Raw genomic sequence first — 21,819 nt, 5'->3', positions numbered from 1 at the left:
CGGCCTTTCGGGATGGGCGATCAGCTGGTGGATCGATCGATGGCCGAGCACCAGCGCGCCATTCGATAGCAGGGCGGCGCGCCGGCCGAAAGCGGGAAACCGTCAGGCTGTCTGACGAAATCGCGCGACCGGCGTTTGCCTTGGCGCCCGGCGCGGTCTATCGCCGGGGCTCAAGCGAATGCCGGCCCCGTCTCATGCAAGACATCCTCAACGTCATCGTCCCGATCTTCAGCCTGATCGCCATCGGCTTTCTGGCGGCGAAGGCGAAGCTGTTGCCGGCCGCGACCGGCGAGGCGCTGGCCCGCTTCGTCTTCGTCGTCGCGGTGCCGGTCCTGTTGTTCCGCACCCTCGCCAATTCGGCCTTCGGCGACGCCAACCCGCTGTTTCTGTGGCTGACCTATTTCAGCGCCATCGCCATCGTCTGGACGATCGGCAGCGTCGTGGTCCGGCGCCTTGCCGGCGCCGACCGGCGCACCGGCGTCATCGCCGGCATCTCGGCGAGCTTCGCCAACACCGTGTTCGTCGCCATTCCGACCGTGCAGCGCGCCTATGGCGATGCCGGACTCGAGCCGTTGCTCCTGATTCTCGCCATCCATCTGCCGGTGATGATGATTGTCGCGACGCTGATCGTCGAGCGCGCGGCCGTCCTCGATGCGCGCGACGCCGGCACCGCGCCGCCACGGGTGTCGACGGCCGCGACGCTGAAGCGGGTCCTGACGAACCTTGCGACCAACGCGATCATCCTCGGCATCCTGTCGGGTCTCGTCTGGCGCGCCACCGGCCTGCCGCTCGAACCCCATGTCGACGAGGTCACCAAACTGCTCGGCGGCACGGCCGGCCCGCTGGCCCTGTTTTCGCTCGGCATGTCGCTGACCCGCTACGGGTTGCGCGGCGACATGGCGGCGTCGGCGATCGTCGCGGCGCTGTCGCTGGTGATCATGCCGGCGATCGTCTTCGTCCTCGGCGGCTGGCTCGCCTTGCCGCCGCTGTGGCTGAACGGGGCGGTGCTGACCGCCGCCGCACCGGCCGGCGTCAACGCCTATCTCTTCGCCGCCTATTTCCAGTCCGGCGAGAAGCTGGCGGCGACGACGATCCTCGTTTCGACGGTGCTGTCGGTGATCTCCCTCAGCGTGTGGCTGATCGTGCTCGGCTGAAGCATTCCGCCGGCGGCCGGCCGGGAAAGCCGACCATGCGGCGGATGTCTTCCACCCCGAGCCCTGCCTCGCGCAACGCCTTCAGCGAGGTGTCGCGGGCGCTCTTCGACAGCTTGCGGCCGTCGGCGCCGAGAATCAGATCATGATGGTGGTAGCGCGGCGCCGGCAGGCCGAGCAGCGCCTGCAAAAGCCGATGCACGCTGGTCGCGTGGAACAGATCCTGACCCCGGACGACGTCGGTGATGCCCTGCAGCGCGTCGTCGACGACGACGGCCAGATGATAGCTGGTCGGCATCTCCATGCGGCCGAGCACCACGTCGCCCCACTCGAGCGGCCGCGCGGCGATCTCGCCGCTGACACCCTCGTGCGAACGCCCGGTCTCGGTAAAGGTCAGCGCCGGCACCCGTTCGACCGCCGCCTCCATGTCGAGCCGCCAGGCGAACCGTTCGCCGTCGCTCATCTTCCGCTCGCGCTCGCGCGTCGACAGCTTGCGGTCGAGACCGGGATAGAGCGGCGCCCCATCGGGATCATGCGGCCAGGGCTCGCCGGTTTCCTCGATGTGGCGCTCGGCATGGACGCGGATGTCGCCGCGCGACATGAAAGCCGGATAGATCAGTTCCTCGTCGGCCAAGGCTTCTAGCGCTGCGGCGTAGTCGGGAAAATGCTCCGACTGCCGGCGCGGCGCCGCGTCCCAGTCGACCCCGAGAAAGAACAGATCGTCCTCGAGCTGCTGCTCGTAGGCCTTGGTGCAGCGGGCCCGATCGATATCCTCGATGCGCAGGAGGAATGTCGCGCCGGCCTCGCGCGCCATCTTGTGGTTGAGCAGCGCCGAATAGGCATGGCCGAGATGCAGTTCCCCATTCGGACTGGGCGCGAACCGGAACACGGCTGATGTCAAATCCATCGCATTGATTCCCCTCGTTTCCCGTCCGCCCTAGAATCGGAATGCGCAGGGAACGTGACAGAGTCGCGGCAATTGAGGAACCGGACGCCATGATCAGCACACAAGCCGACATTGCGGCGGCGCTGGATGCCCTTCGACTGGCGGACGGCCGCCTGCATCGGGTGATCGACGCGGCGGGCGAGGTACCGCTGCGCCGTAGTGCTGGCGGGCTCCAAGGCCTTGCCGGCATTATCGTCGCGCAGCAGGTCTCCAAGGCGAGCGCCGACGCGATCTTCTCCCGGTTCACACGGGAGGTCGAGACCGACGACGCCGCAGCGATCCTCGCTGCGCCCGACGAGGCCTTCCGCCGAGCCGGACTGTCGCGCCCCAAGCAACGCACGATGCTGGCGGTTGCCCAAGCTGTGCAAGACGGCGAACTCGACTTCACGCGTGTCGAGGCGGCGTCCGCCGACGACGCGATCGCCGAACTCGTCGCGGTGCGCGGCATCGGGATATGGACCGCTGAATGCTATCTCTTGTTCTGCGCCGGTCATCCCGACATCTTTCCCGCCGGGGATCTCGCCTTGCAAGCGGCGCTGGGCCACGCCTTCGACCACGAGGCGCGGCCGGCGGCGGCGGCCGTCGCCTTGATCGCCGAGCGCTGGTCGCCGCACCGTTCGGTCGCTGCGCGCCTGTTCTGGTCCTATTACGCGGCCGTGACGCGCCGCGACGCGGCCCCGGCGCCCATGTCCGAATGACCCCGCGACATTTATCCACAGATCTTCTCCGCAGGTCGACCGCACTGCGGGAAACGGGGGAACCCGTCCGCGAAACTCGCTCGCGACCAGGCTTCACAAAGGCGACACGATAGAGCACGATAGTCGCGCCAATTCAGGTCCGGCCGCAGGGAGTTAAGGAGAACGACCGGTGACGATCGCCGTGAATCAGGACTTATCCCCAGCGCTCGTTCTGAACGCCGACTTTCGGCCGCTCAGCTATTACCCTCTGTCGCTCTGGTCCTGGCAGGACGCCGTCAAGGCGGTGTTCCTCGACCGGGTGACGATTTTGGCGGAATACGACCGGGCGGTGCGAAGTCCGACCTATTCGATGCGGCTCCCCTCGGTCGTTTGCCTCAAATCCTACGTCAAGCCGGCGCGCCATCCCGCCTTCACCCGCTTCAACGTCTTCCTGCGTGATCGCTTCCAGTGCCAGTATTGCGGCTCGCCGCACGAGCTGACCTTCGATCACGTCATCCCCCGCTCGCGGGGTGGACTGACCACCTGGGAGAATGTCGTCGCCGCCTGTTCGCCCTGCAACCTCAAGAAGGGCGGGCTGATGCCGAGGGCAGCCCGCATGTTCCCGCATCAAAAGCCCTATCAGCCGAGCGTCCACGACTTGCACAACAACGGCCGGCTATTCCCGCCGAATTTCCTGCACGAGAGCTGGCTGGATTATCTCTACTGGGATTCCGAGCTCGATCCCGAATAGGCGCCTCGATCGGCAGCGCCATTTTCGACCGGCCCGATTGAAGCCTTTCATCCCGTTCGTCCGAAGCTGCACCGACGACGCAATGATGCGCGCTGCCCGCCAAGGTCCTCGATGCCAGGATGCCCGGCGGAGCGCCTCGCCTGGACCGGGACGATCGATGGAAGAACCGCCAGACAAAGCCCGCGCGAAGCCAAATGGCACTGGCCTCGACTTCTACGCGGCATTGCCGACGTCGGCGGACTTCCGCCGTCTTGGCGACCCGGCCGTCTATGTGCCGCTACCGGACGATTGGGTGGTCGGGGTGGCCGACATCGTGCGTTCCACCGCCGCCATCGAGGCAGGCGCCTACAAGCAGATCAACACGGTCGCCGCGGCGGTGATCGCCGCCATCGCGAACGGCCTTGCCGGGAAGGACTTTCCCTTCGTCTTCGGCGGCGACGGCGCCGGATTCGCCCTGCCCGCTGCCCAGGCTGAGCTCGCCCGAACCGCGATGGCCGCCGTCGCCGGCTGGGCAGGCGAGGCTTTCGATCTGACGCTGCGTATCGCCATGGTCCCGGTCGGGACCATTCGCGAAAGCGGCCACGACGTGCGTGTCGCCCGCTTCTCTCCATCACCCGACGTTGCCTACGCCATGTTCGACGGCGGCGGTCTCGCCTGGGCGGAACAGCGGATGAAGGCGGGGGAATATCGGCTGGAACCGGCAAAGGGCGATGCGGCCCGGCCCGACCTGACCGGCCTGACCTGCCGATTCGCCGAGATACCGGCTAGCCGTGGGCTGATCCTGTCTATCATCCTGGTCCCGGCTCCGCCGGCTTCGCCAGAGCGCTTCGCCGCTCTGGCCCGGGCGATTCTCGCCCTGGGCGCCGATGGCCTTGAGGTCGGCAGCCCGGTTCCGCCCCAAGGGCCCGATCTGCGCTGGCCATCCGCCGGCTTCCGGATCGAGGCGAAAGTCTGGGCCGCCAAGACCGGACGGGCCTTGTGGTCCTCGCGATTGTCCGTGCTGCTGCGGTCCTTCCTCGCCCATCTGACATTCAAGACGGGCATCCGGGTCGGCCGCTTCGATCCCAGGCGCTATCGCGCCGAACTCGTTCGCAACACCGATTTCCGCAAATTCGACGACGGCCTCAGGATGACGCTCGACTGCACGCCGGCCGTCGCCGACCGGATCGAGCAGCGGCTGCGCCTGGCGGCGGCCGAGGGGATCGCGCGCATTGGCACCCACCGCCAGGAGGCGGCGCTGATGACCTGCTTCGTGCCCTCGGCGAGCCGCAGCGACCATGTGCATTTCATCGACGGAGCGGCCGGCGGCTATGCCGCGGCAGCGGCAATGCTGCCTGGACGCGACAGCGAAGGATCGGCCTGATCAGCCGAACACGGCCAGGACCAGCGGCAGGCTTGCCACAGCGAGCAGCGTCTGCAGCGTAACGAGCCCGGCCATCAGCGTCGCGTCGCCCTTGAGCTGGGCCGTCAGTACATAGGCGGTCGGGGCGGTCGGCAGCGCGAAGAAGACGACGAGCAGCGAGGCGTCGAGCGGCGGCAGGCCGAACAGCCATGCGACCAGCGCGGCCACGAGCGGCATGGCGAAGAGCCGACTGATGCTATTGACGAACAGCGTCGCGGTTTCGGCGCGCGCGGCCGAAAGCTTCAGCGCGGCGCCGACGCACAGAAGGCCGAGCGGCAGGCTCGCCGCCGCCAACAGGCCGAGCAGCCGGTCGGTGCCGAAGGGCAGTCCGACGCCGGCCAGGGCGAAGACCGCTCCCGCCGCGCAAGCGAGAATCAGCGGATTGCGCGCCAGGGGTTTCAGGAGTTGGCGCGCGTTCGTCTCCCGCTCGGCGGTGAGGGCGATGACCGCGAGGGCATTCACCGCCGGTATCAGCACGGCGAGGATGATCGCCGCGCGGGCCAGCCCTTCTGGGCCGTAGAGGCTGGCGACAAGGGCAAGCCCCAGATAGGTGTTGAAGCGGATCGTGCCCTGGACCAGCGGACCGTAACGCGCGGCCGGCCAACCTCGCCAGCGGCGCAGCACCGCGAGCACGACGGCAGCCACAGCGAGCACGGCCAGAACTGCCGCGGCGAGGCCAAGCAGCGCCGGGTCCGCCAGCGGCGCCTTGGCGAGACTGGCGAACAGCAGCGCGGGAAACAGCACGAAATAGTTGAGCTTTTCAGCCGCCGGCCAGAAGCCCTCGCCCGGAAAGCCCGACCGCCGGAACACAAGGCCCGCGAGGATCAGGGCGAACAGCGGCCAAAGGGTCAGTGAAATCGCCGGCATCGCCTCGTATCATCCCTTTTCGGGGAGATCGCCTTGCTTGCCCTCAGGCGAACCGGTCGGCCTTGGCGACGGCGCTGCGCAGGGCCACGGCCGCGAAGAGAGCGGACGCGACAGCGTTCCAGCCGGCGAAGGACAGGCCCAGGAAGCGGCCGGCCGCCTCGTCGCAGGAGGGCGGTCGGATGGCGTCGATGGTGGCGAGGAGATCGCCGCCCATCAGGTCGCTGCCGCCGACCTGCCCACAATCGGCCGGTCCCGGCCAGAATCCCCACTCGACGCCAGAATGGAAGACGCCGAGATAGAGGGAATAGAGCATGATCAGACCGATCGCGAGAAGCAGCGCGCGGGTGAGAACCGCCGGCGCCCGCCCCGCCGCCGCGACGAAGGCGATGAGAGCGATGGGGATCGACAAGTAATAGGGAATGCGCTGTTCCAGGCAGAGCGCGCAAGGGATGTAGCCGCCGACATGCTCGAACAGCAGCGCCGTGCCCACGGTAATCGCGGTTCCAGCCAGCAGGAAGCCGGAGGCCAGCGTCTGGCGAAAGCCGGTCGGGCGCCTGAAGCGTTCGGTCAATCCCATCGAAATCATCCGTTACATCAAATATCGCAGCGCGACGAAGCCGCCGATCAGCAGAACCATGAAGAGGGTGAAGAGCATGCCGAGATTGTTCTCGATGAAACCCTTGATCGGCGCCCCGTAGCGGTTGAGCAGCCAAGCCACGAGGAAGAACCGAGCGCCCCGGCCGACGATCGAGACGACAGTGAAGGTCACGAGATTGAGCCCGGTGACGCCGGAGAAGATCGTCAGAACCTTGTAGGGAAACGGCGTCATCGCCGCGAACAGCACGGCCCAGCCGCCCCAGGCATTGTAGCGGGCCGTCAGTTCGGCGAAGGCGTCCGCCTTGCCGTAGAGCTCCAGGATCGGCCGGCCGACGAGATCGAAGAACAAGGCGCCGATGGCATAGCCGAGAAACGCGCCAAGCACCGAAGCGATCGTGCAGACCAGGGCGATTCGGAACCACTTCGCCCGCTCCGCGATCACCATCGGGATCAACAGCACATCCGGCGGGATCGGGAAAATCGAGCTTTCGATGAAGGAGATGGCGGCCAGCGCCCGCTCCGCGTGGCGGGTCGCGGCCAGGGACATGACCCAATCATAGAGACGGCGGAGCATGGCGGGTTCCAGACCTGGGATGCGAGACGAGGCCCGCGCGCAAGGCTGGCGCATAGGACGAACGCGGCGCAAACGCAATTGCCGCCGCCGCATTGCGCGGAAGAGGGAACACCGGCATTGACCGGGAAATGGTTGCGGCTATAGTCCCGCGTCGAATGGCCGAGGCTGTTCGCCCCTGTGGCGGAATTGGTAGACGCGCGCGACTCAAAATCGCGTTCCGCAAGGAGTGCTGGTTCGATCCCGGCCAGGGGCACCAATGTTCCGGCGCTGTTCTGGAACGACATGACCGCATCATCATCCTATGCCGATCTTTACGCGGGCTTTCGCTGGAATTTGCCGCGCCGCTTCAACATCGCGGCGGCCTGCGCCGATGTCTGGGCAGCGCGTGAGCCGAACCGGATCTGCCTGATCGAGGATCGGGGCGCGGACCCGGCGCGCACGCTGACCTATGGCGAACTGTCGCGCCGTTCCGCCAGGCTGGCGGCGGGTTTCGCGGCGCGTGGCGTCGGGCGCGGCGACCGGGTCGCGATCGTGCTGCCGCAGAGCTTCGAGGCGGCGATCGCGCATCTGGCAGTCTATCGCCTCGGCGCCATCGCCGTGCCGCTGGCGCTGCGTTTCGGTCCTGAGGCGCTCGGCTTTCGCCTGAGAGCGTCGGGCGCCCGTATGGTGGTGACGGAATCCGCCGGCATCGCGACGCTTGCCGCTGTCGACGAGGCGCTGCCGGACCTCGCCGAGGTCGTCGCGGTCGGGGCCGAAACGCCCGGCGTTCTCGACTTCGCAGAGCTTGAGACCCAAGCGGGTCCGGACGCCGGGACCGCCGACACGACGCCCGACGATCCGGCGATGATCATCTTCACTTCCGGCACCACGGGACCGCCCAAAGGCGCGCTGCACGGCCATCGCGTGCTGCTTGGCCATCTGCCCGGCATGCGCTTCCACCACGATGGCTTTCCCCAAACCGGCGACCGGCTCTGGACGCCGTCGGATTGGGCCTGGGCCGGCGGCCTGCTCAACGCGCTTCTGCCGTCGCTGCTCCTCGGCGTGCCGGTGGTCTTCACCAAGGTGCGTTTCGAGGCCGCAGAGGCGTTCGCGCTGATAGCCCGGCAAAAAATCCGCAACGCCTTCCTGCCGGCAACGGCACTGCGCATGATGAAGGGTGCCGCCAGCCCCGAGGCGCTCGCCGGCCTCGACCTTCGCACGATCGGCTCGGCCGGCGAGACGCTGCCGCGCGACACATTCCTGTGGGCGCGGGAGACGCTGGGGCTGACGGTGAACGAGTTCTACGGCCAGACCGAATGCAACATGGTGCTCGGATCGTCGGCGGCCTATGGCGTGTCGCGCGCCGGCGCGATCGGCAAGCCCGTGCCCGGTCACCGCGTCGCCATCCTCGATTCCGACGGTCGCGAGGTGACGCGCGGCACGACCGGGACGATCGCGGTCAAGGCGCCCGATCCGGTGATGTTTCTCGGTTACTGGCAGGACCCTGCGGCCACGGCGGCGAAGTTTTCCGGCGACTGGCTGACCACCGGCGACCAGGGCGTCATGGACGATAAGGGTTATGTCACTTTTTTCGGGCGCGACGACGATGTCATCACCTCGGCGGGCTATCGGATCGGGCCGGGCGAGATCGAGGATTGTCTGATGACCCATCCAGGAGTCGCCCTCGCCGCCGTCGTCGGCAAGCCCGACCCGATGCGCACCGAAATCGTCAAGGCCTATGTGGTGCCGGCCGACGGATTTGCGCCGGATGCCGCGCTCGCCGCCTCGATCCAGAAATTCGTGCGCGAGCGGCTGTCGGCCCACGAATATCCCCGCGAGGGTGCGTTCGTAAACGAGATGCCGCTGACGACAAGCGGCAAGATCGTTCGCCGGGTGTTTCGCGAGAAGGCCGCGCGGGAAGCGGCATCGGACGCGCCGCCGACGACCGCGCTTGGTCGCGCTTCATAGGCGAGACACGGCCCGACTATCCGAGCCAGAGCATGGCCCGTAACCGCTCGCGCATCAGGCGAGCGAAATTGCGCGAGCGGCGCATCGACGAGAGCCCTTTCGCGGCCGCTTCGACACGCCGCGCGCTATTCGGATTCAGGCCGAGAACGATGGTCGCGATCTCGATCCGATCGGACCAGAACCGGTTCATCACGAAATGGTCCGGCATGGCGCAGGAATCGGCGCGCTTGACGACCGGATCCGCCAGCAAGGCGCGGGTCGCTTCGGCGACGACTTGCTGCCCAGGCGAGGCGGCGGCGAAGGCTTCGTCATAAGCGCTCTTCCAGGCGTAGGCTTCGCCGCGATCGACAAAGGCGACAAGACTGGCCACGGTCCGCGCGCCCACCTTGAGCGTGAAGACGCGCACCCGCCCGTCGGCGGCGAGCGCATTGACCGCTTCGCGGGCGAAAGCCGCGCGATAGCGGTCGGTAATCAGGGCGCTGCGCTGCCGGCCCTTCCAGCCGCTGGCCTCGAGAACGAAAAAATCCTCCAGCGCCAGTTGCACATCCTCCTTGGCGCGGGCGACGTCGAAGCTGACCGGACCGGTGGCTTCCAGCAGACGGCGCTGGCGGGCGAGTTCGCGCCGGCGATGGCCCGAAAGAGCCGGCAGTTTCCGAGGCCCGCCGTCCGTCTCCTTCAGCAGCGCCGCGCGCGTGATGCCGTTGACGCAGGTGACCGGCAAGCCGCGCTCCTTCGCCACGGCCAGAAGGGTCCTTGCCATCGATCCATCGAGGCGGACATCCGGCAGCACGAGGACGTCGGGCAGGGCGAATTCAGGCCTTGCGATGGTTTCGAGAAAGCTCGCGAGCGTGTCGGCCGGATCGTCGCCATCGACGGGGAGCGTGCCCAGCGGACCGAACGGATGGGTCCAGGCGCGGATCGTCGCGGGGCCGCCGACGGCGGCCGCCCGTTCCACCGAAAACGGCATCAAGAGCCGCAACCGGCTGCGCGACCCGGCCTGGTCGCGAACCACCATGAGCCGAACCTTGCGTTCGTCGAGCCGCGGCATGGCCGGCACGAGGAACTGCGGATCGAAAAAGACGTTCGGCTCGATCGCCCGGCGCGACAGATGCGACAGCTCCTCGACCAGCCCGAACGCGGCCATCGGGGCATAGATCGAGAAATGGCGCACAGTATCGCCGCTCGAAACGGTGATGTCGTGCTCCGGGGCGTGGACGAGATCCTTCCCGCCGGCCAGCGCAATCTCGGAAGCGGCCAAAGGCGGGACGAACAACTCGTCAACAAGAGGTTTGGCTGCCATGATTCGATGATCCACATGCAGTCATTCGCCGCGATTCGCGCATCTTGCGCACGAAGGATGGTCGGCTCTCCTGCAAGGATTAGCGCCATAGCCTTAAGATTCAGTCGCCGGCCAAGGTCGGGCCGCGAGATTCACCCCGCGAAGCCGCCATCGGCGAGAAATTGCCGCTCCGCCTCGCTCGACCGCCTGCCAAGAATGGCATTGCGGTGGGGGAAGCGTTGGAACCGCGCGATGATGTCGCGATGCTCCTTAGCGAAGGCAACGTTGTCCGCGTCGCCGATCTCACCCATCCACGCGACGCACGCGTCCTGATCGGCCAGCCTCTCCGAATGCATCATCGGCATGGCGAGAAACTGGTTCACGTCCTCACCGACCGTTCGATGGTCGCCGCGGGCGAGCGCCTCCCGGGCGATGTCCAGCGCCTGCGCATCCGTCGCGAAGGCTTTCGGCGTGTTTCGGAACATGTTGCGGGGGAATTGATCGAGGAGGAGCACCAGCGCCAGCGCCCCTGTAGGCTCGCTCCGCCACGCCTCGAGTTCGCCGCGAGCCGCCTGCTCGTAGATATCGCCGAAGCGCCGCAGGATGGTTTCGTCGAATTCGGCGTCCTTACCGAACCATCGCTTCGGGCCGGCCTCACGCCAGAAATCGACGATGGTCTGGGGATCGATCGAGACGGTGCTCATGGAGGACTCCATCGGGCGGGCAAGGCGGCCGGGAATGCCGACGGCACGCGGTCCGCTCAGCCGAAGCGATGGCCCGGCACCGCCAGCGGGTTGGTTTCGAGCGCGGTCCGGTCGGGCGCGTCGGCCCGGACCCCGCCGGTGAAGGCCGCGAAGAGATCGCGAACATAGGTCTCGGGAAGCGCTTCGCCGATCAGGACGATCCGGGTTTCCCGGCGCGCGCCGGCCGGCCACGCGGGCAGCTGCGCGGGCGGGTGCAGATAACCCTGCACGCCGTGCAGCACGACCGGCCGCTCGGGGTATTCGCGCGTATGGACGAGCGCTTTCATGCGCAGGATGCGCTGGCCCTTCGTCGAGCGCAGAAGATCGAGAAAGCCGTCGATGGCGTCCCAGGCCACTGGTTCCAGGCACACCAGCGAGAACGAGCGCACCGCGCCGTGGTGCGCGTGCGCATGATCATGATGATGTGGGAGGGCGGCATCGTCGGCGCCCTGAGCATGATCGCGGGCTCCCGAAGTGCGCGTGTCGGCGCCGGATTCCAGGCCCAGCCACCGGTACGGGTCGGCGGTGCCGGAAACCGGATCATAGACGCCGCAATTGAGTAGACGCGACGCCAGCGGGCGCCCGTCGCCCGCGTCGATGACCGGCGCACGCGAATTCAGCGCGGCGATGGCCGCGTCCGGAGGCTCGGCTCCGGTTCCCAACGCAAGATCGGCCTTGCTGATGACGATCCGGTCGGCCACCGCCACCTGCCGTTGTGCCTCTTCCCGCTCGGCGAGATTTTGGACGCCGGCCAGCCGGTCGACCACGGCGACGACTCCGTCGAGCGCGTAGGTTTCCAAAAGTCCCGGATGGGTCATCAGCGAGGCGAGGATGGGAACCGGATCGGCGAGACCGGTGGTTTCGATGATCACCCGCTCCAGCCCCGAATCGCCGCTGGGACGCGGGCGTGTCGCCAGCGTGACGAGGGTCTCGACGAGTTCGCCGCGCACGCTGCAGCACAGGCAGCCATCCGACAGCTCGATGACCCCGTCGCTCGACGCCGTCTCGACGAGGAGCTGGTCGATGCCGGCCTCGCCGAACTCGTTGACGACGACCGCGGTATTGGTCACCCCCGGCTCACGCAACAGGCGGTTGAGCAACGTCGTCTTGCCGGACCCGAGAAACCCGGTGAGGATGGTCAGTCGGATCGGCCGCGGCGTCTGCCCGCTCGAGGAAGCATCCGCGGAGGCCATCAGTTCGCGGCCGGCGGTGGCGGCGTCGGAAACGGCACCGGACTTGTCGGCTGAAGGGCGAGAGCGCCGTTGCCATCCTCACGCGGCGCTTCGCCGCCCTCGCGGTATATGTCGAGTCGCGACGTCTTCCCGCTCAGGCCATCCGTCTTCGCCTTTGACGAACGCAGGTCGGATGCCGCCGGATCGCCGAGCCTGGCATTCCCGACCATTGCGGCGGACTCGGCGACGGCTTTCCGCGCCGCGTCGCCTTCCCCGCCATAGTCCACGTCCTCGCCGCCGACATCGGTGGCGTCTGCTTCGGCGGGGATCGCTGGTGGTATGAGGTCATCCACCGTCAGCGGCGGCGTCATGGCCGTCTCCTGCGGCCGCTCGGGCCGTGGTGTCGGCAGCGGGATGCCATAGGCCGAGATCAGGGAAATGCCCGGCTCGGCAATGTCGTTGCCGGCCGCTCCCCCCAGACCGACCTGAAGTACGACGGGCGAGCGATCCATCTCGTGAAGATAGGGGGAGCCGTAGGTCTCCTCACGCTCTTTTTCCTCGACGCGCTCGTTGGCGCGGGCCGTGCGGCCCTCGGACGAACAGATATAGCCGCTGACGTCGAGCGGTTCGCCGGTCGCAGTCGGCAACTCGTCGACCGTGGTGTCGATTTTCGCGAGATCGGCCTTGAACCCGGCCTCCAGGATCTCGGCCGAGTTGCGTTCGCGCTCGATGGTGCCGTTGGCGCCGATGACCACGGCGACCAGCGTGCGCCCCTCGCGCGTCGCCGAGGACACCAGATTGAACCCGGAGGCGCAGATGTAGCCGGTCTTCATGCCGTCGGCCCCGTCGAAGCGGCCGAGCAACTTGTTGCCGTTGTTCATGACCCTCTTGCCGTTGGAGATCGCCTCGGTGTTGAAGAAATCCGAAAAGGCCGGAAACTCACGCCGGATGGCAACCCCGAGAATGGCGAGATCCTTGGCACTGGAATATTGTCCGTCACCGGGCAGGCCGTTGGCATTGATGAACCGGGTGTCCAGCATCCCGAGCCGCCGCGCGGTGTCGTTCATCATGGCGACGAAATCGTCCATCGAGCCTCCGCCGATCGTCTGGCCGATGGCATACGCGACATCGTTCGCCGACTTGACGAGCATCATGCGCAGGGCGCTGTCGAGCCGCATGACCGAACCCGGCTGGAAGCCCATCTTGCTGGGCGGCTCGGCGGCGGCGCGACGGGTCATGACCACCGGCGTATCCAGCGCCGCGCGCTCGTCGCGAAGGGCTTTCAACGCGAGATAGGCGGTCATCAGCTTGGTCGTCGAAGCCGGGTAGCGACGCTCGCTCGCGCGATCCTGCGACAGCACCTTACCGGTCTCGACGTCGACGACGATCGATGCCATCGGCCGCGCGGCATCTTCCGCGGCCATCGCGGGCGAATCGCGTCCCGCGATCGGCATCGCGCCAAGCAACGCCACGGCGAGGCAGGTCGCGGTGAAAAATCGAAAATGACGGGAGGCGAGCGTCTTCACGCTGGATTCCTTCATTGATTGCAGTCAGTCTGCGCGCTTTGCTGAATCTGAACGATCGTAGGGGGCGTTAGCTCCAAGCTGTGACGCAAGCATGGCGTGTGACACGCCGCCCCCGATGAATGCGCCAGGGTTCTAGCCTGCATCAGGGAAACCGGAAAGCATCGATGCCTGTCAACAACCGAATTGCCGAAACGCAGCCCGAGATCGCGGGATGGCGCCAGCATCTCCACGCCCGCCCGGAGATCCTCTACGACGTGTTCGAAACGGCCGCCTTCGTGGCCGAGAAGCTGCGTGCGTTCGGCTGCGACGAGGTCGTGACCGGCATCGGCAAGACCGGTGTCATTGGTCTGGTGCATGGACGCGGCGGCGCCGGCGGCCCGATGATCGGGCTGAGAGCCGACATGGACGCGTTGCCGATCGCGGAGGAAACCGGTCTCGAATACGCTTCCCGGACCCCGGGGGCCATGCATGCCTGCGGTCACGACGGCCACATGGCGATGCTTCTGGGCGCAACCCGCAGCCTTTGCGAGACGCGCGGCTTCACCGGCACGGTGGCGGTGATCTTCCAGCCCGCCGAGGAAGGCGGAGCCGGCGGCAAGGCGATGCTCGACGACGGTCTCTTCCGGCGGTTCCCGATCGCCAAGATCTACGGCATGCACAACCTGCCGGGCATGCCGGTCGGCCGGTTCGGCATGCGGCATGGCGCCACGATGGCGTCGACCGACGAATTCGCCGTGACCATCGAGGGTCGCGGCGGTCATGCGGCCCTCCCCCATCGCACGATCGACCCCATTCTCATCGGCGCGGCGCTCGTGCAGGCGCTTCAGACGATCGCCGCCCGCAATGCCGATCCGTTGCAATCGATGGTCGTTTCGGTGACCCAGTTTCACGCCGGCTTTGCCCATAACATCATCCCGGACACGGCGGTCGTTTCCGGCACCGTGCGCGCGCTCGACAAGCATCTGCGAGATCTCGCCGAGCAGCGCATCCATGAGATCGCGCGCGGCATTTGCGCCGCGCATGGGGCGACCGCCGCGATCGCCTATGACCGCAACTATCCGATCACGGTCAACGATCCGGCGGAAGCGGATTTCTGCGCCGAAATTGCCCGCGAGATCGTCGGCGCGGACAATGTCGATGCCAAGGTCGATCCGATGATGGCGGGCGAGGACTTTTCCTACATGCTGGAGGAAAAGCCGGGGGCGTACGTCTTCATCGGCAATGGCGACAGCGCGAGCCTTCATAACCCCGCCTATGATTTTGCCGACGCGGCGATCGCCTTTGGCGCGAGCTACTGGCAGCGCCTGGCCGAACGGGCGCTCGCCCGGCTGTGAAACTTTCGTCATGGCTAATATCTTGGTGACCCAGTGCCGCACCGCCCGTGCTAACCATGGCGCCGCTGACCGCAGGCGCTTCGGGCCCGGTTTGGATGTTTCCGAGTTCGAGGCGGGGAGAATCGACATTGGCGAATGAGGCACAAAAAGCACTGATTCGGCGCCTCGACCTTGTGGCCAAACTGGACAACGACGATCGGGAGGCGCTGTCGCGGCTGCCGATCGCCATCAGGGAGGTCGGGGCGGGGACCGATATCGTCAGCGAAGGTCAGCGCGTCACACAATGCTGCATTCTGATCGACGGCTTCACCCATCGCTATCGCCACACTTTCGAAGGCAAGCGGCAGATCATCGCCTTTCATGTACCGGGCGACATTCCCGACCTCCACAGCCTGCACATCAACGTCATGGACCACAGCTTCGCGGCGACGACGCGGTCGAAAATCGGCTTCGTTTCGCATGAGGCCATCTGGTCGTTATGCTTGGCCCGCCCGAACGTGGCGGCAGCCTTGTGGCTCGAGACGCTGATCGACGGGGCGATCTTCCGCGAGTGGATCGTCGGGCTCGGACGCCTGTCCGGCAAGAGCCGCACGGCGCATCTGCTATGCGAACTGGCGATGCGCTTGCGTTCCGTGGGCCTTGCACCCGATCACGTCTATTGCCTGCCGCTCACCCAGCACGAACTGGCCGACGCCCTCGGCCTGACTGTCGTCACGGTCAATCGCGTGCTGCAGGAGTTCAAGCTGGAGGGGCTGCTCGATCGGGACCGCTCGCGAATGGCGATCAAGAACTGGCCGGCTCTGGCGCGGATCGGCGAGTTCGATTCCGACTATCTTCACTTTCGCGCCGATGTCGACATGAAGGCGAGCCCGCCGACGGCCCACTGACCGCGGCGCGCGATCCGTTGCCTGGGTGACGAGCCACGCCCCGCTGGTTCGGCCGGTTCATCGGCGCGTCGGCACCCCTGGCCACGACCCGGCCGCGCCGATTCATCATGAATCAAACGAGCCGGATATGCTGCATTGCACGAAGAACGCTCAAACGCCCAAAAACCTTGAATTTTTCGCCGGAATGGTATAACGTGGAAAAACAGTCGGGCGTTGTGGCCGCGAGGCCACGCCTTCTGGCCCGTGGGTCTTTCCGAAAGGTCGTTTCCCTCATCCTCTGAAACATCACTGCTGCGCAGGACTGTCTGTTTCGCGCGGCAATCTCGAGGGTGCGAACGGCTTGGCCCAACGACTGCGGTCCGATCGGTTTCCGAAGGACCCGTGCAAATCGGCGGCGCCAGCGTCGTCACCTGTGTCTAGCGGCTGTCGCGGCCCGGCACAACAGGGAGTTATAAAAAGCGTATGAGCAGTCAAAAGAAGACATCGAGCCGTCAGGGTTTCAAGACCGGCGAAAGCATCGTCTATCCAGCCCACGGTGTTGGCCAGATCGTGGCGATCGAGGAACAGGAAGTCGCGGGCATGAAGCTCGAACTGTTCGTCATCGACTTCGAGAAGGACAAGATGCGGCTGAAGGTGCCGGTCGCCAAGGCCGAATCTGTCGGCATGCGCAAACTCTCCGAAACTGATTTCGTCGAGCGTTCATTAAAGGTCGTGCAGGGACGCGCGCGCGTCAAAAAGACCATGTGGAGTCGTCGTGCCCAGGAATACGACGCGAAGATCAATTCCGGCGATTTGATCCAGATCGCCGAGGTGGTTCGCGATCTTTACCGGGCGGAGAGCCAGCCGGAGCAGTCCTATTCCGAGCGCCAGCTCTACGAGGCCGCGCTCGGCCGGATGGCGCGCGAACTCGCCGCGGTCAACGAAGTCTCCGAGACCGAAGCGGTTCGCCTGATCGAGACCAATCTCAACAAGGGTCCGAAGCGCCTCAGCAAGGCGGAAGCCGAAGCCGAAGCGAGCGATGACGATTCCGACGCCAATGGCGAGGCCACCGCGGCCACGCCGGCGGCCGACACCAGCGAGACCGAGCAGGTGAAGGCCGCCTGACAGGCGCTCCATCCATGTGATCCCGGCGCGCCGACGGTTGCGCCGTGAAGCTTCAGCCCGACATCCATAGAGGCCGGCCACTCCATCAGTGGGCCGGCCTTTGTCGTTCCGGCCTGGCGGCGCTTCGACAAGCTGCTGCGAGGACCCGGTGCTCATCAACGGGGGATATTCGCGATGACGGCTTGTCAGCGGCGGGCTGATTGCGCATGATGGGTTAAGGCTAGCCGCGATTTCGGATCGCGCCCGAGCTTGCCCTCACCCTTTTCCCCTCTACGTTCCCATAAAAAGTTTTCCCTTCCGGGAACGTTTGCGGGGAGTGCGCGTTTTGCTCACACCAGGCGCGGATTCCGAACAGTTTCGCGCGAAAGGCTCAAGGGCCTCGAAAGCTTGACTGGAGGGTAAACCATGAAGTCCCAATCCGCTGGCCGCTCCCTGATCCGCGCCGCCATGTCCGCGCCCTACCTCCAGCGGGAGGAAGAGTACGAACTCGCCGTGCGCTGGAAAGAGCAGCGCGATCAGGAAGCGCTTCACAAGATCACCTCCGCCCATATGCGCCTGGTCATCTCGATGGCCTCGAAATTCCGTCATTTCGGACTCGCCATGAGCGACCTCATCCAGGAAGGCCATGTCGGCCTCCTGGAGGCGGCCGCGCGTTTCGAGCCGGAACGCGAGGTCCGGTTTTCCACCTACGCCACCTGGTGGATTCGCGCCTCCATCCAGGACTACATTTTGCGCAACTGGTCGATTGTCCGCGGCGGCACCTCGTCGGCGCAAAAGGCGCTCTTCTTCAATCTTCGCCGGTTGCGCGCACGCTTGAGCCAGGGTTCGGAGAGCCTGACCGGAGTGGCCATGTACCGCGAGATCGCAACGGCCTTGAAGGTATCGGAGGGCGACGTGGCCCTTATGGATTCCCGTCTTTCCGGACCGGATTCCTCGCTCAACGCGCCGCTGATGGAGGATGAATCCGGCAGCGCCGATCGTCAGGACTTCCTGGTCTCCAACGACCCCCTGCCCGATGAAATGGTCTCCGATTCGATTGACGACGAGCGCCGCGTCACCTGGCTGCACAGCGCTCTGGACGTGTTGTCCGACCGTGAGCTGAAGATCATCCGCGAACGCCGCCTCCAGGATGACGGCGCCACGCTGGAAGCGCTGGGTCTCAAGCTGGGGATCTCCAAGGAACGTGTGCGGCAAATCGAGACACGAGCCCTGGAGAAGCTCAGGGCTGCGTTGCTCGAGACGAATGCGGACCGGGCCGCCTATGTGAGCTGAGCCAGGCCGCCCGATGGCGCCCAATCGTGGCTGATCGGCTGCCGCATGACGGCCGGCGGATCGCGGAGCATGGCCCTGAGATTCCGCGGCCACGCGGATTGGAATCTCGCCCGATGCAGTGGTGACGGAAAAGGGTGTCGCTACGGTCCAACCATAGCCACAACCTGATTTTGCCGAACCCGGACGTTGTTCATGCTTGCCGATTTCCCGCATTACCGAGGAGGACTCGGACTCGCCTTGTCCGCAAGGACGATTGCAACAGCCCTGAACGCTTCCGAACAGACATGACCAATCACGCACTTGCAGGTTCGCTCGATCCGCCCTCCAATGAACAGCCCACGATCCGCTCGTTGCGGCAAATACTGCGGATGGGACCCTCGCAGCAACATGCGCGGCTGGATCGCTTTTTCGACGGAATGACCGAAACCGACCGCCCGGATCTCTACCACTGTTTCATCCAGATGAATCATCGGTGTCACGCGGTGCTCGAACCGCTCCTCGCCGATCACCGTGCCTTTGCTGCCGTCGCGGGCGCGAACCGACGAAAGGACCTGCTCCGGGAATTGGATGTGGACATGCGTCGGATGGCGCTGTCCCCGCTCGAAGCGATTGCCTATCCGCTCCGCCAGATCGGCCTGCCGGAGGCGGCGGGCATCGCCTATGTCCTTGACGGATCGAGGCTGGGAGCCCGCTTCATCCATCGCGATTTTATGGCACGCGATCTCGCGCGGGAATGGCCGGATATCTCCACGGCTTATCTGGAGGCGGCAGCGATCGCCGACGGCTTCCGGGAACAGATGGTCGACCTGTCGGCGACCATAGTCAGCACGCGCCATCGCGCCCGCGCGCTGGCTGCGGCGAGCGCCGCTTTCACGCTTTTCGAGACTGCCATCGCTGTCTTACCGTCCGCATCCAGGCAAGGGATCGTCGCATCTTGAGCATCGACGCCGCAGTTCCGTTTCAGGTCGATCTGTCGAACTGCGATCGTGAGCCCATTCATCTGCTGGGTCGCATTCAGGAATTCGGTTTTCTGATCGCGGTCACCTCCGACTGGTTGATCCGGCACGTATCGGCCAATATCGGCGATTTCGTCGGCAAATCGGCGGACGAGCTTCTCGGCTCACCGATCGCCACCATCTTGCCGACATCGACCGTGCACGCCGTCCGCGGGCGCCTGCAGGTGCTGTCGAACAATGACGGTTCGGAGCGGCTCTTCGCGATCGATGTGTTTGAGAACGGCCAGTATTTCGACATCGCCATCCACCTGTCCGGCGATTCGACCGTCCTGGAGATGGAGCCGGCCTCCGCGCGACGCTCGGCCGATTCCGGCGCTCTCGTCAAAGCGATGATATTACGCATCCAGAAAGCGCCCGATCTGGAAACGCTCTATCGCGAATGCGTGCGGCAATTGCGAGCCGTGACCGGATTCGACCGGGTCATGCTCTATCGGTTTCATGGCGACGGAGCCGGTGCCGTCATCGCCGAATCCGTGCGCGGCGGCTACGAAACCTTTCTCGGCCTCAATTATCCGGCGAGCGATATTCCGCAGCAGGCGCGCGCTCTGTACATCCGCAACCAGATCCGGATCATCGCCAATGTCGATGCCGAACCGGTCCCGATCATGCCCGCGCTGAGCCCCGACGGCAAACCGCTGGATCTCTCGCTCTCGCTGCTGCGGGCGGTTTCGCCCATCCATGTCGAGTACCTCAAGAACATGGGTGTTTCGGCTTCGATGTCGATTTCGATCGTGATCGACGGCAAGCTCTGGGGCCTGTTCGCGCTGCATCACTACGCGGCACGGCATTTGCCGATGGAGTTGCGAAGCGCCATCGAACTCTTTGGCCAGATGGCCTCCTTCGTCATCGAGGGACGGATTCACAAGGAACGTCGTGCGGCCGACGAGACGGCGCGCGACCTGCACGATCGCTACATCGGCAAACTCGTCGCGACGACGCCATCGGTCGCGGCGCTCGCCGACCATGCCGACGAGTTGCGCGACTTCATCGCCTGCGACGGGTTCGCGGCTTGGACGGACGACGAGGCCAGAACCTTCGGTCAGTGTCCGAACCAGCAGGAGATCGCGCAACTCGCCCGGTTTCTCAACCGTGCCTCCGCTAGCAAGGTCTATGCGAGCGACAGGCTGAGCGAGGCCTATCCGGACGCAGCCGCTTTCCACGATCGGGCAGCCGGCATGCTGGCGATCCCGCTTTCCCGCATACCGCGGGATTACCTCATGTTCTTCCGCAAGGAGATCGTCCAGACCGTCAGCTGGGCCGGCGATCCCACCAAGAAGCAGACTGTCACGGGGCCGAACGGGCCAAGGCTGACGCCACGCGAGAGCTTCGAGGTCTGGAAGGAGACGGTGGTCGGCAGGAGTTACGGCTGGACCGAAGCCGAGATGAAGAGGGCCGAGGCGTTGCGGGTTTCGCTTCTGGAAGTGCTGTTGCACTTCAACGAAGAAAACGAGCGCACCCGCGATCTTGCCGCCCAGCATCAGGAATTCGTCATCGCCGAACTCAACCACCGGGTTCGCAACATTCTCAGCCTGATCCGCGCCCTGGTCGGGCAAAGCCAGGCGGGTGCCAGTTCGGTCGACGAATTCGGCGGCATCCTCGGTGGACGTATCCAGGCGCTGGCGCGAGCGCACGACCAGATCACCCGCCAGACCTATGTCGCCCAAAGCCTGGGCGACATCATCCGGACCGAGTTACAGGCCTATGTCGGGCGGAACGCCGGCGGCGTTCATCTCGACGGACCGGATGTCTTCATCGAGGCGAATGCCTTTTCCACCCTGGCGCTGGTGTTCCACGAAATGGTCACCAATTCGGCGAAATACGGCGCACTTGCCGATACGAAGGGTGTCATACACGTCGACTGGACGATCGCAGCGGACGGCTCGTGCGATATAAGTTGGCAGGAGAGCGATGGGCCGCCGGTCACCCCGCCCTCACGCCGCGGCTTCGGATCGACCATCATCGAACGCGCGATTCCCCATGACCTCGGCGGCGAGGCAGAGGTGAATTATCCAAAGTCAGGTCTGATCGCGCGCTTCCTGTTGCCGGCGTCGGCCTTCTATCTGGACAGCGGCGATCAGAAGCGCCCCAATGCACAGATGCAGCCCGTCGACACCGCCGCGACGAACGATCCCGTGACATTGACGGGTCTCAGGGGTCTCATCGTCGAGGACAGCGTCATCATCGCGCTCGACACTGAGCAATTGCTGCTCGACAACGGCATGGAAAGGGTCTTCACGGCCGCCAATCTTGCCGAGGCCCGCCAGATCATCGAGAGTGAACCCTTCGACGTGGCGCTCCTCGACGTCAATCTCGGTACCGAAACCAGCTTTTCCCTGATTGGACCGCTCAACCGGAAGAACGTCCCCTTCGTCTTCGTCACCGGTTACGGTGAGAGACTGAATTTGCCCGAAGACAACCCTCCCGAGGTCGAGGCTATCCGCAAGCCATTCGCAGGACATGAGGTGGTGGAAGCGATCGCCCGGGCCGCGGCGCGTCGCAAGGGCGAGCGATAAACGTCTTACGATAAGGAGGGGATTGAATTACTCCGGGGTATGGAAAAATTCAATCGATTAG

Annotated in this window: 19 protein-coding genes and 1 tRNA gene; 12 read left to right on the top strand and 8 right to left on the bottom strand. The window is 65.5% G+C overall.

Going from position 1 to position 21,819, the window contains the following annotated elements:
• The first annotated feature begins 194 nt into the window (after positions 1-194).
• Positions 195-1,154 carry an AEC family transporter gene (locus tag MJ956_RS01120; RefSeq protein ID WP_253962639.1) on the top strand — a complete coding sequence of 320 codons (960 nt, stop codon included), beginning with the start codon at positions 195-197 and terminating at the stop codon, positions 1,152-1,154.
• Here the strand turns inward: MJ956_RS01120 and gluQRS are convergent.
• Positions 1,126-2,058, bottom strand: a complete 933-nt coding sequence (gluQRS, locus tag MJ956_RS01115) for a tRNA glutamyl-Q(34) synthetase GluQRS (protein WP_253962638.1) — start codon at positions 2,056-2,058, stop codon at positions 1,126-1,128. The genes MJ956_RS01120 and gluQRS overlap by 29 nt on opposite strands.
• A gap of 89 nt (positions 2,059-2,147) precedes the next feature.
• On the opposite strand from gluQRS, the gene MJ956_RS01110 reads away from it, so the two are divergent.
• From MJ956_RS01110 to MJ956_RS01100, 3 genes are all read left to right on the top strand, one after another.
• Positions 2,148-2,795: a DNA-3-methyladenine glycosylase family protein gene (locus MJ956_RS01110; protein ID WP_253962637.1), complete on the top strand. Its 648-nt coding sequence runs from the start codon at positions 2,148-2,150 to the stop codon at positions 2,793-2,795.
• A gap of 169 nt (positions 2,796-2,964) precedes the next feature.
• Positions 2,965-3,525 carry an HNH endonuclease gene (locus tag MJ956_RS01105; protein ID WP_253962636.1) on the top strand — a complete coding sequence of 187 codons (561 nt, stop codon included), beginning with the start codon at positions 2,965-2,967 and terminating at the stop codon, positions 3,523-3,525.
• A 157-nt stretch (positions 3,526-3,682) separates the two neighbouring features.
• Positions 3,683-4,888: a DUF3095 domain-containing protein gene (locus MJ956_RS01100; protein ID WP_253962635.1), complete on the top strand. Its 1,206-nt coding sequence runs from the start codon at positions 3,683-3,685 to the stop codon at positions 4,886-4,888.
• Here the strand turns inward: MJ956_RS01100 and MJ956_RS01095 are convergent, their stop codons facing one another.
• The 3 genes from MJ956_RS01095 to MJ956_RS01085 are packed head-to-tail and all read right to left on the bottom strand — an operon-like array spanning position 4,889 to position 6,965.
• Positions 4,889-5,794: an AEC family transporter gene (locus MJ956_RS01095; RefSeq protein WP_253962634.1), complete on the bottom strand. Its 906-nt coding sequence runs from the start codon at positions 5,792-5,794 to the stop codon at positions 4,889-4,891.
• A gap of 43 nt (positions 5,795-5,837) precedes the next feature.
• Complete coding sequence (locus tag MJ956_RS01090) at positions 5,838-6,371, bottom strand: disulfide bond formation protein B (RefSeq protein ID WP_253962633.1); 534 nt, start codon at positions 6,369-6,371, stop codon at positions 5,838-5,840.
• Between the two features lie 12 nt (positions 6,372-6,383).
• Positions 6,384-6,965 carry a YqaA family protein gene (locus MJ956_RS01085; protein ID WP_253962632.1) on the bottom strand — a complete coding sequence of 194 codons (582 nt, stop codon included), beginning with the start codon at positions 6,963-6,965 and terminating at the stop codon, positions 6,384-6,386.
• Positions 6,966-7,136: 171 nt separating this feature from the next.
• On the opposite strand from MJ956_RS01085, the gene MJ956_RS01080 reads away from it, so the two are divergent.
• Positions 7,137-7,221 (top strand) — tRNA-Leu (locus tag MJ956_RS01080).
• A 26-nt stretch (positions 7,222-7,247) separates the two neighbouring features.
• Positions 7,248-8,912, top strand: coding sequence for an AMP-binding protein (locus MJ956_RS01075; RefSeq protein WP_253962631.1), 1,665 nt, complete (start codon positions 7,248-7,250; stop codon positions 8,910-8,912).
• Positions 8,913-8,928: 16 nt separating this feature from the next.
• On the opposite strand, the gene MJ956_RS01070 is transcribed toward MJ956_RS01075, so the two are convergent.
• The 4 genes from MJ956_RS01070 to MJ956_RS01055 all read right to left on the bottom strand — a co-directional run bounded on the left by MJ956_RS01070 (position 8,929) and on the right by MJ956_RS01055 (position 13,632).
• Complete coding sequence (locus MJ956_RS01070; protein WP_253962630.1) at positions 8,929-10,212, bottom strand: GNAT family N-acetyltransferase; 1,284 nt, start codon at positions 10,210-10,212, stop codon at positions 8,929-8,931.
• A gap of 131 nt (positions 10,213-10,343) precedes the next feature.
• Complete coding sequence (locus tag MJ956_RS01065; protein WP_253962629.1) at positions 10,344-10,895, bottom strand: DUF924 family protein; 552 nt, start codon at positions 10,893-10,895, stop codon at positions 10,344-10,346.
• A 56-nt stretch (positions 10,896-10,951) separates the two neighbouring features.
• Positions 10,952-12,127, bottom strand: a complete 1,176-nt coding sequence (locus tag MJ956_RS01060; RefSeq protein WP_253962628.1) for a CobW family GTP-binding protein — start codon at positions 12,125-12,127, stop codon at positions 10,952-10,954.
• Positions 12,127-13,632 carry a D-alanyl-D-alanine carboxypeptidase family protein gene (locus MJ956_RS01055; protein WP_253962627.1) on the bottom strand — a complete coding sequence of 502 codons (1,506 nt, stop codon included), beginning with the start codon at positions 13,630-13,632 and terminating at the stop codon, positions 12,127-12,129. The genes MJ956_RS01060 and MJ956_RS01055 overlap by 1 nt, the downstream gene beginning before the upstream one ends.
• Before the next feature lie 164 nt (positions 13,633-13,796).
• Here MJ956_RS01055 and MJ956_RS01050 point away from each other — a divergent pair, with 164 nt between their 5' ends.
• The 6 genes from MJ956_RS01050 to MJ956_RS01025 all read left to right on the top strand — a co-directional run bounded on the left by MJ956_RS01050 (position 13,797) and on the right by MJ956_RS01025 (position 21,758).
• Entirely contained in the window at positions 13,797-14,966 is a 1,170-nt protein-coding gene (locus tag MJ956_RS01050) for a M20 aminoacylase family protein (protein WP_253962626.1), read from the top strand.
• A 128-nt stretch (positions 14,967-15,094) separates the two neighbouring features.
• The gene (locus MJ956_RS01045; RefSeq protein ID WP_253962625.1) at positions 15,095-15,853 is read left to right on the top strand and encodes a Crp/Fnr family transcriptional regulator; all 759 of its coding nucleotides are present in this window, start codon (positions 15,095-15,097) and stop codon (positions 15,851-15,853) included.
• 462 nt (positions 15,854-16,315) lie between these two features.
• The gene (locus tag MJ956_RS01040; protein ID WP_253962624.1) at positions 16,316-16,957 is read left to right on the top strand and encodes a CarD family transcriptional regulator; all 642 of its coding nucleotides are present in this window, start codon (positions 16,316-16,318) and stop codon (positions 16,955-16,957) included.
• A 405-nt stretch (positions 16,958-17,362) separates the two neighbouring features.
• The gene (locus MJ956_RS01035; protein WP_253962623.1) at positions 17,363-18,229 is read left to right on the top strand and encodes an RNA polymerase factor sigma-32; all 867 of its coding nucleotides are present in this window, start codon (positions 17,363-17,365) and stop codon (positions 18,227-18,229) included.
• Positions 18,230-18,363: 134 nt separating this feature from the next.
• Positions 18,364-19,167, top strand: a complete 804-nt coding sequence (locus MJ956_RS01030) for a biliverdin-producing heme oxygenase (protein ID WP_253962622.1) — start codon at positions 18,364-18,366, stop codon at positions 19,165-19,167.
• Positions 19,164-21,758 (top strand): HWE histidine kinase domain-containing protein, encoded by a 2,595-nt coding sequence (locus MJ956_RS01025; protein ID WP_253962621.1) that lies wholly within the window; start codon positions 19,164-19,166, stop codon positions 21,756-21,758. The genes MJ956_RS01030 and MJ956_RS01025 overlap by 4 nt, the downstream gene beginning before the upstream one ends.
• Positions 21,759-21,819: the final 61 nt, after the last annotated feature.

Origin of the sequence: Aurantimonas marianensis (assembly GCF_024195285.1) — a bacterium.
Taxonomy (GTDB): domain Bacteria; phylum Pseudomonadota; class Alphaproteobacteria; order Rhizobiales; family Rhizobiaceae; genus Aurantimonas; species Aurantimonas marianensis.
Note: the sequence above shows the minus strand (reverse complement) of the source record. Positions and strands in the feature narration are given on the sequence as shown.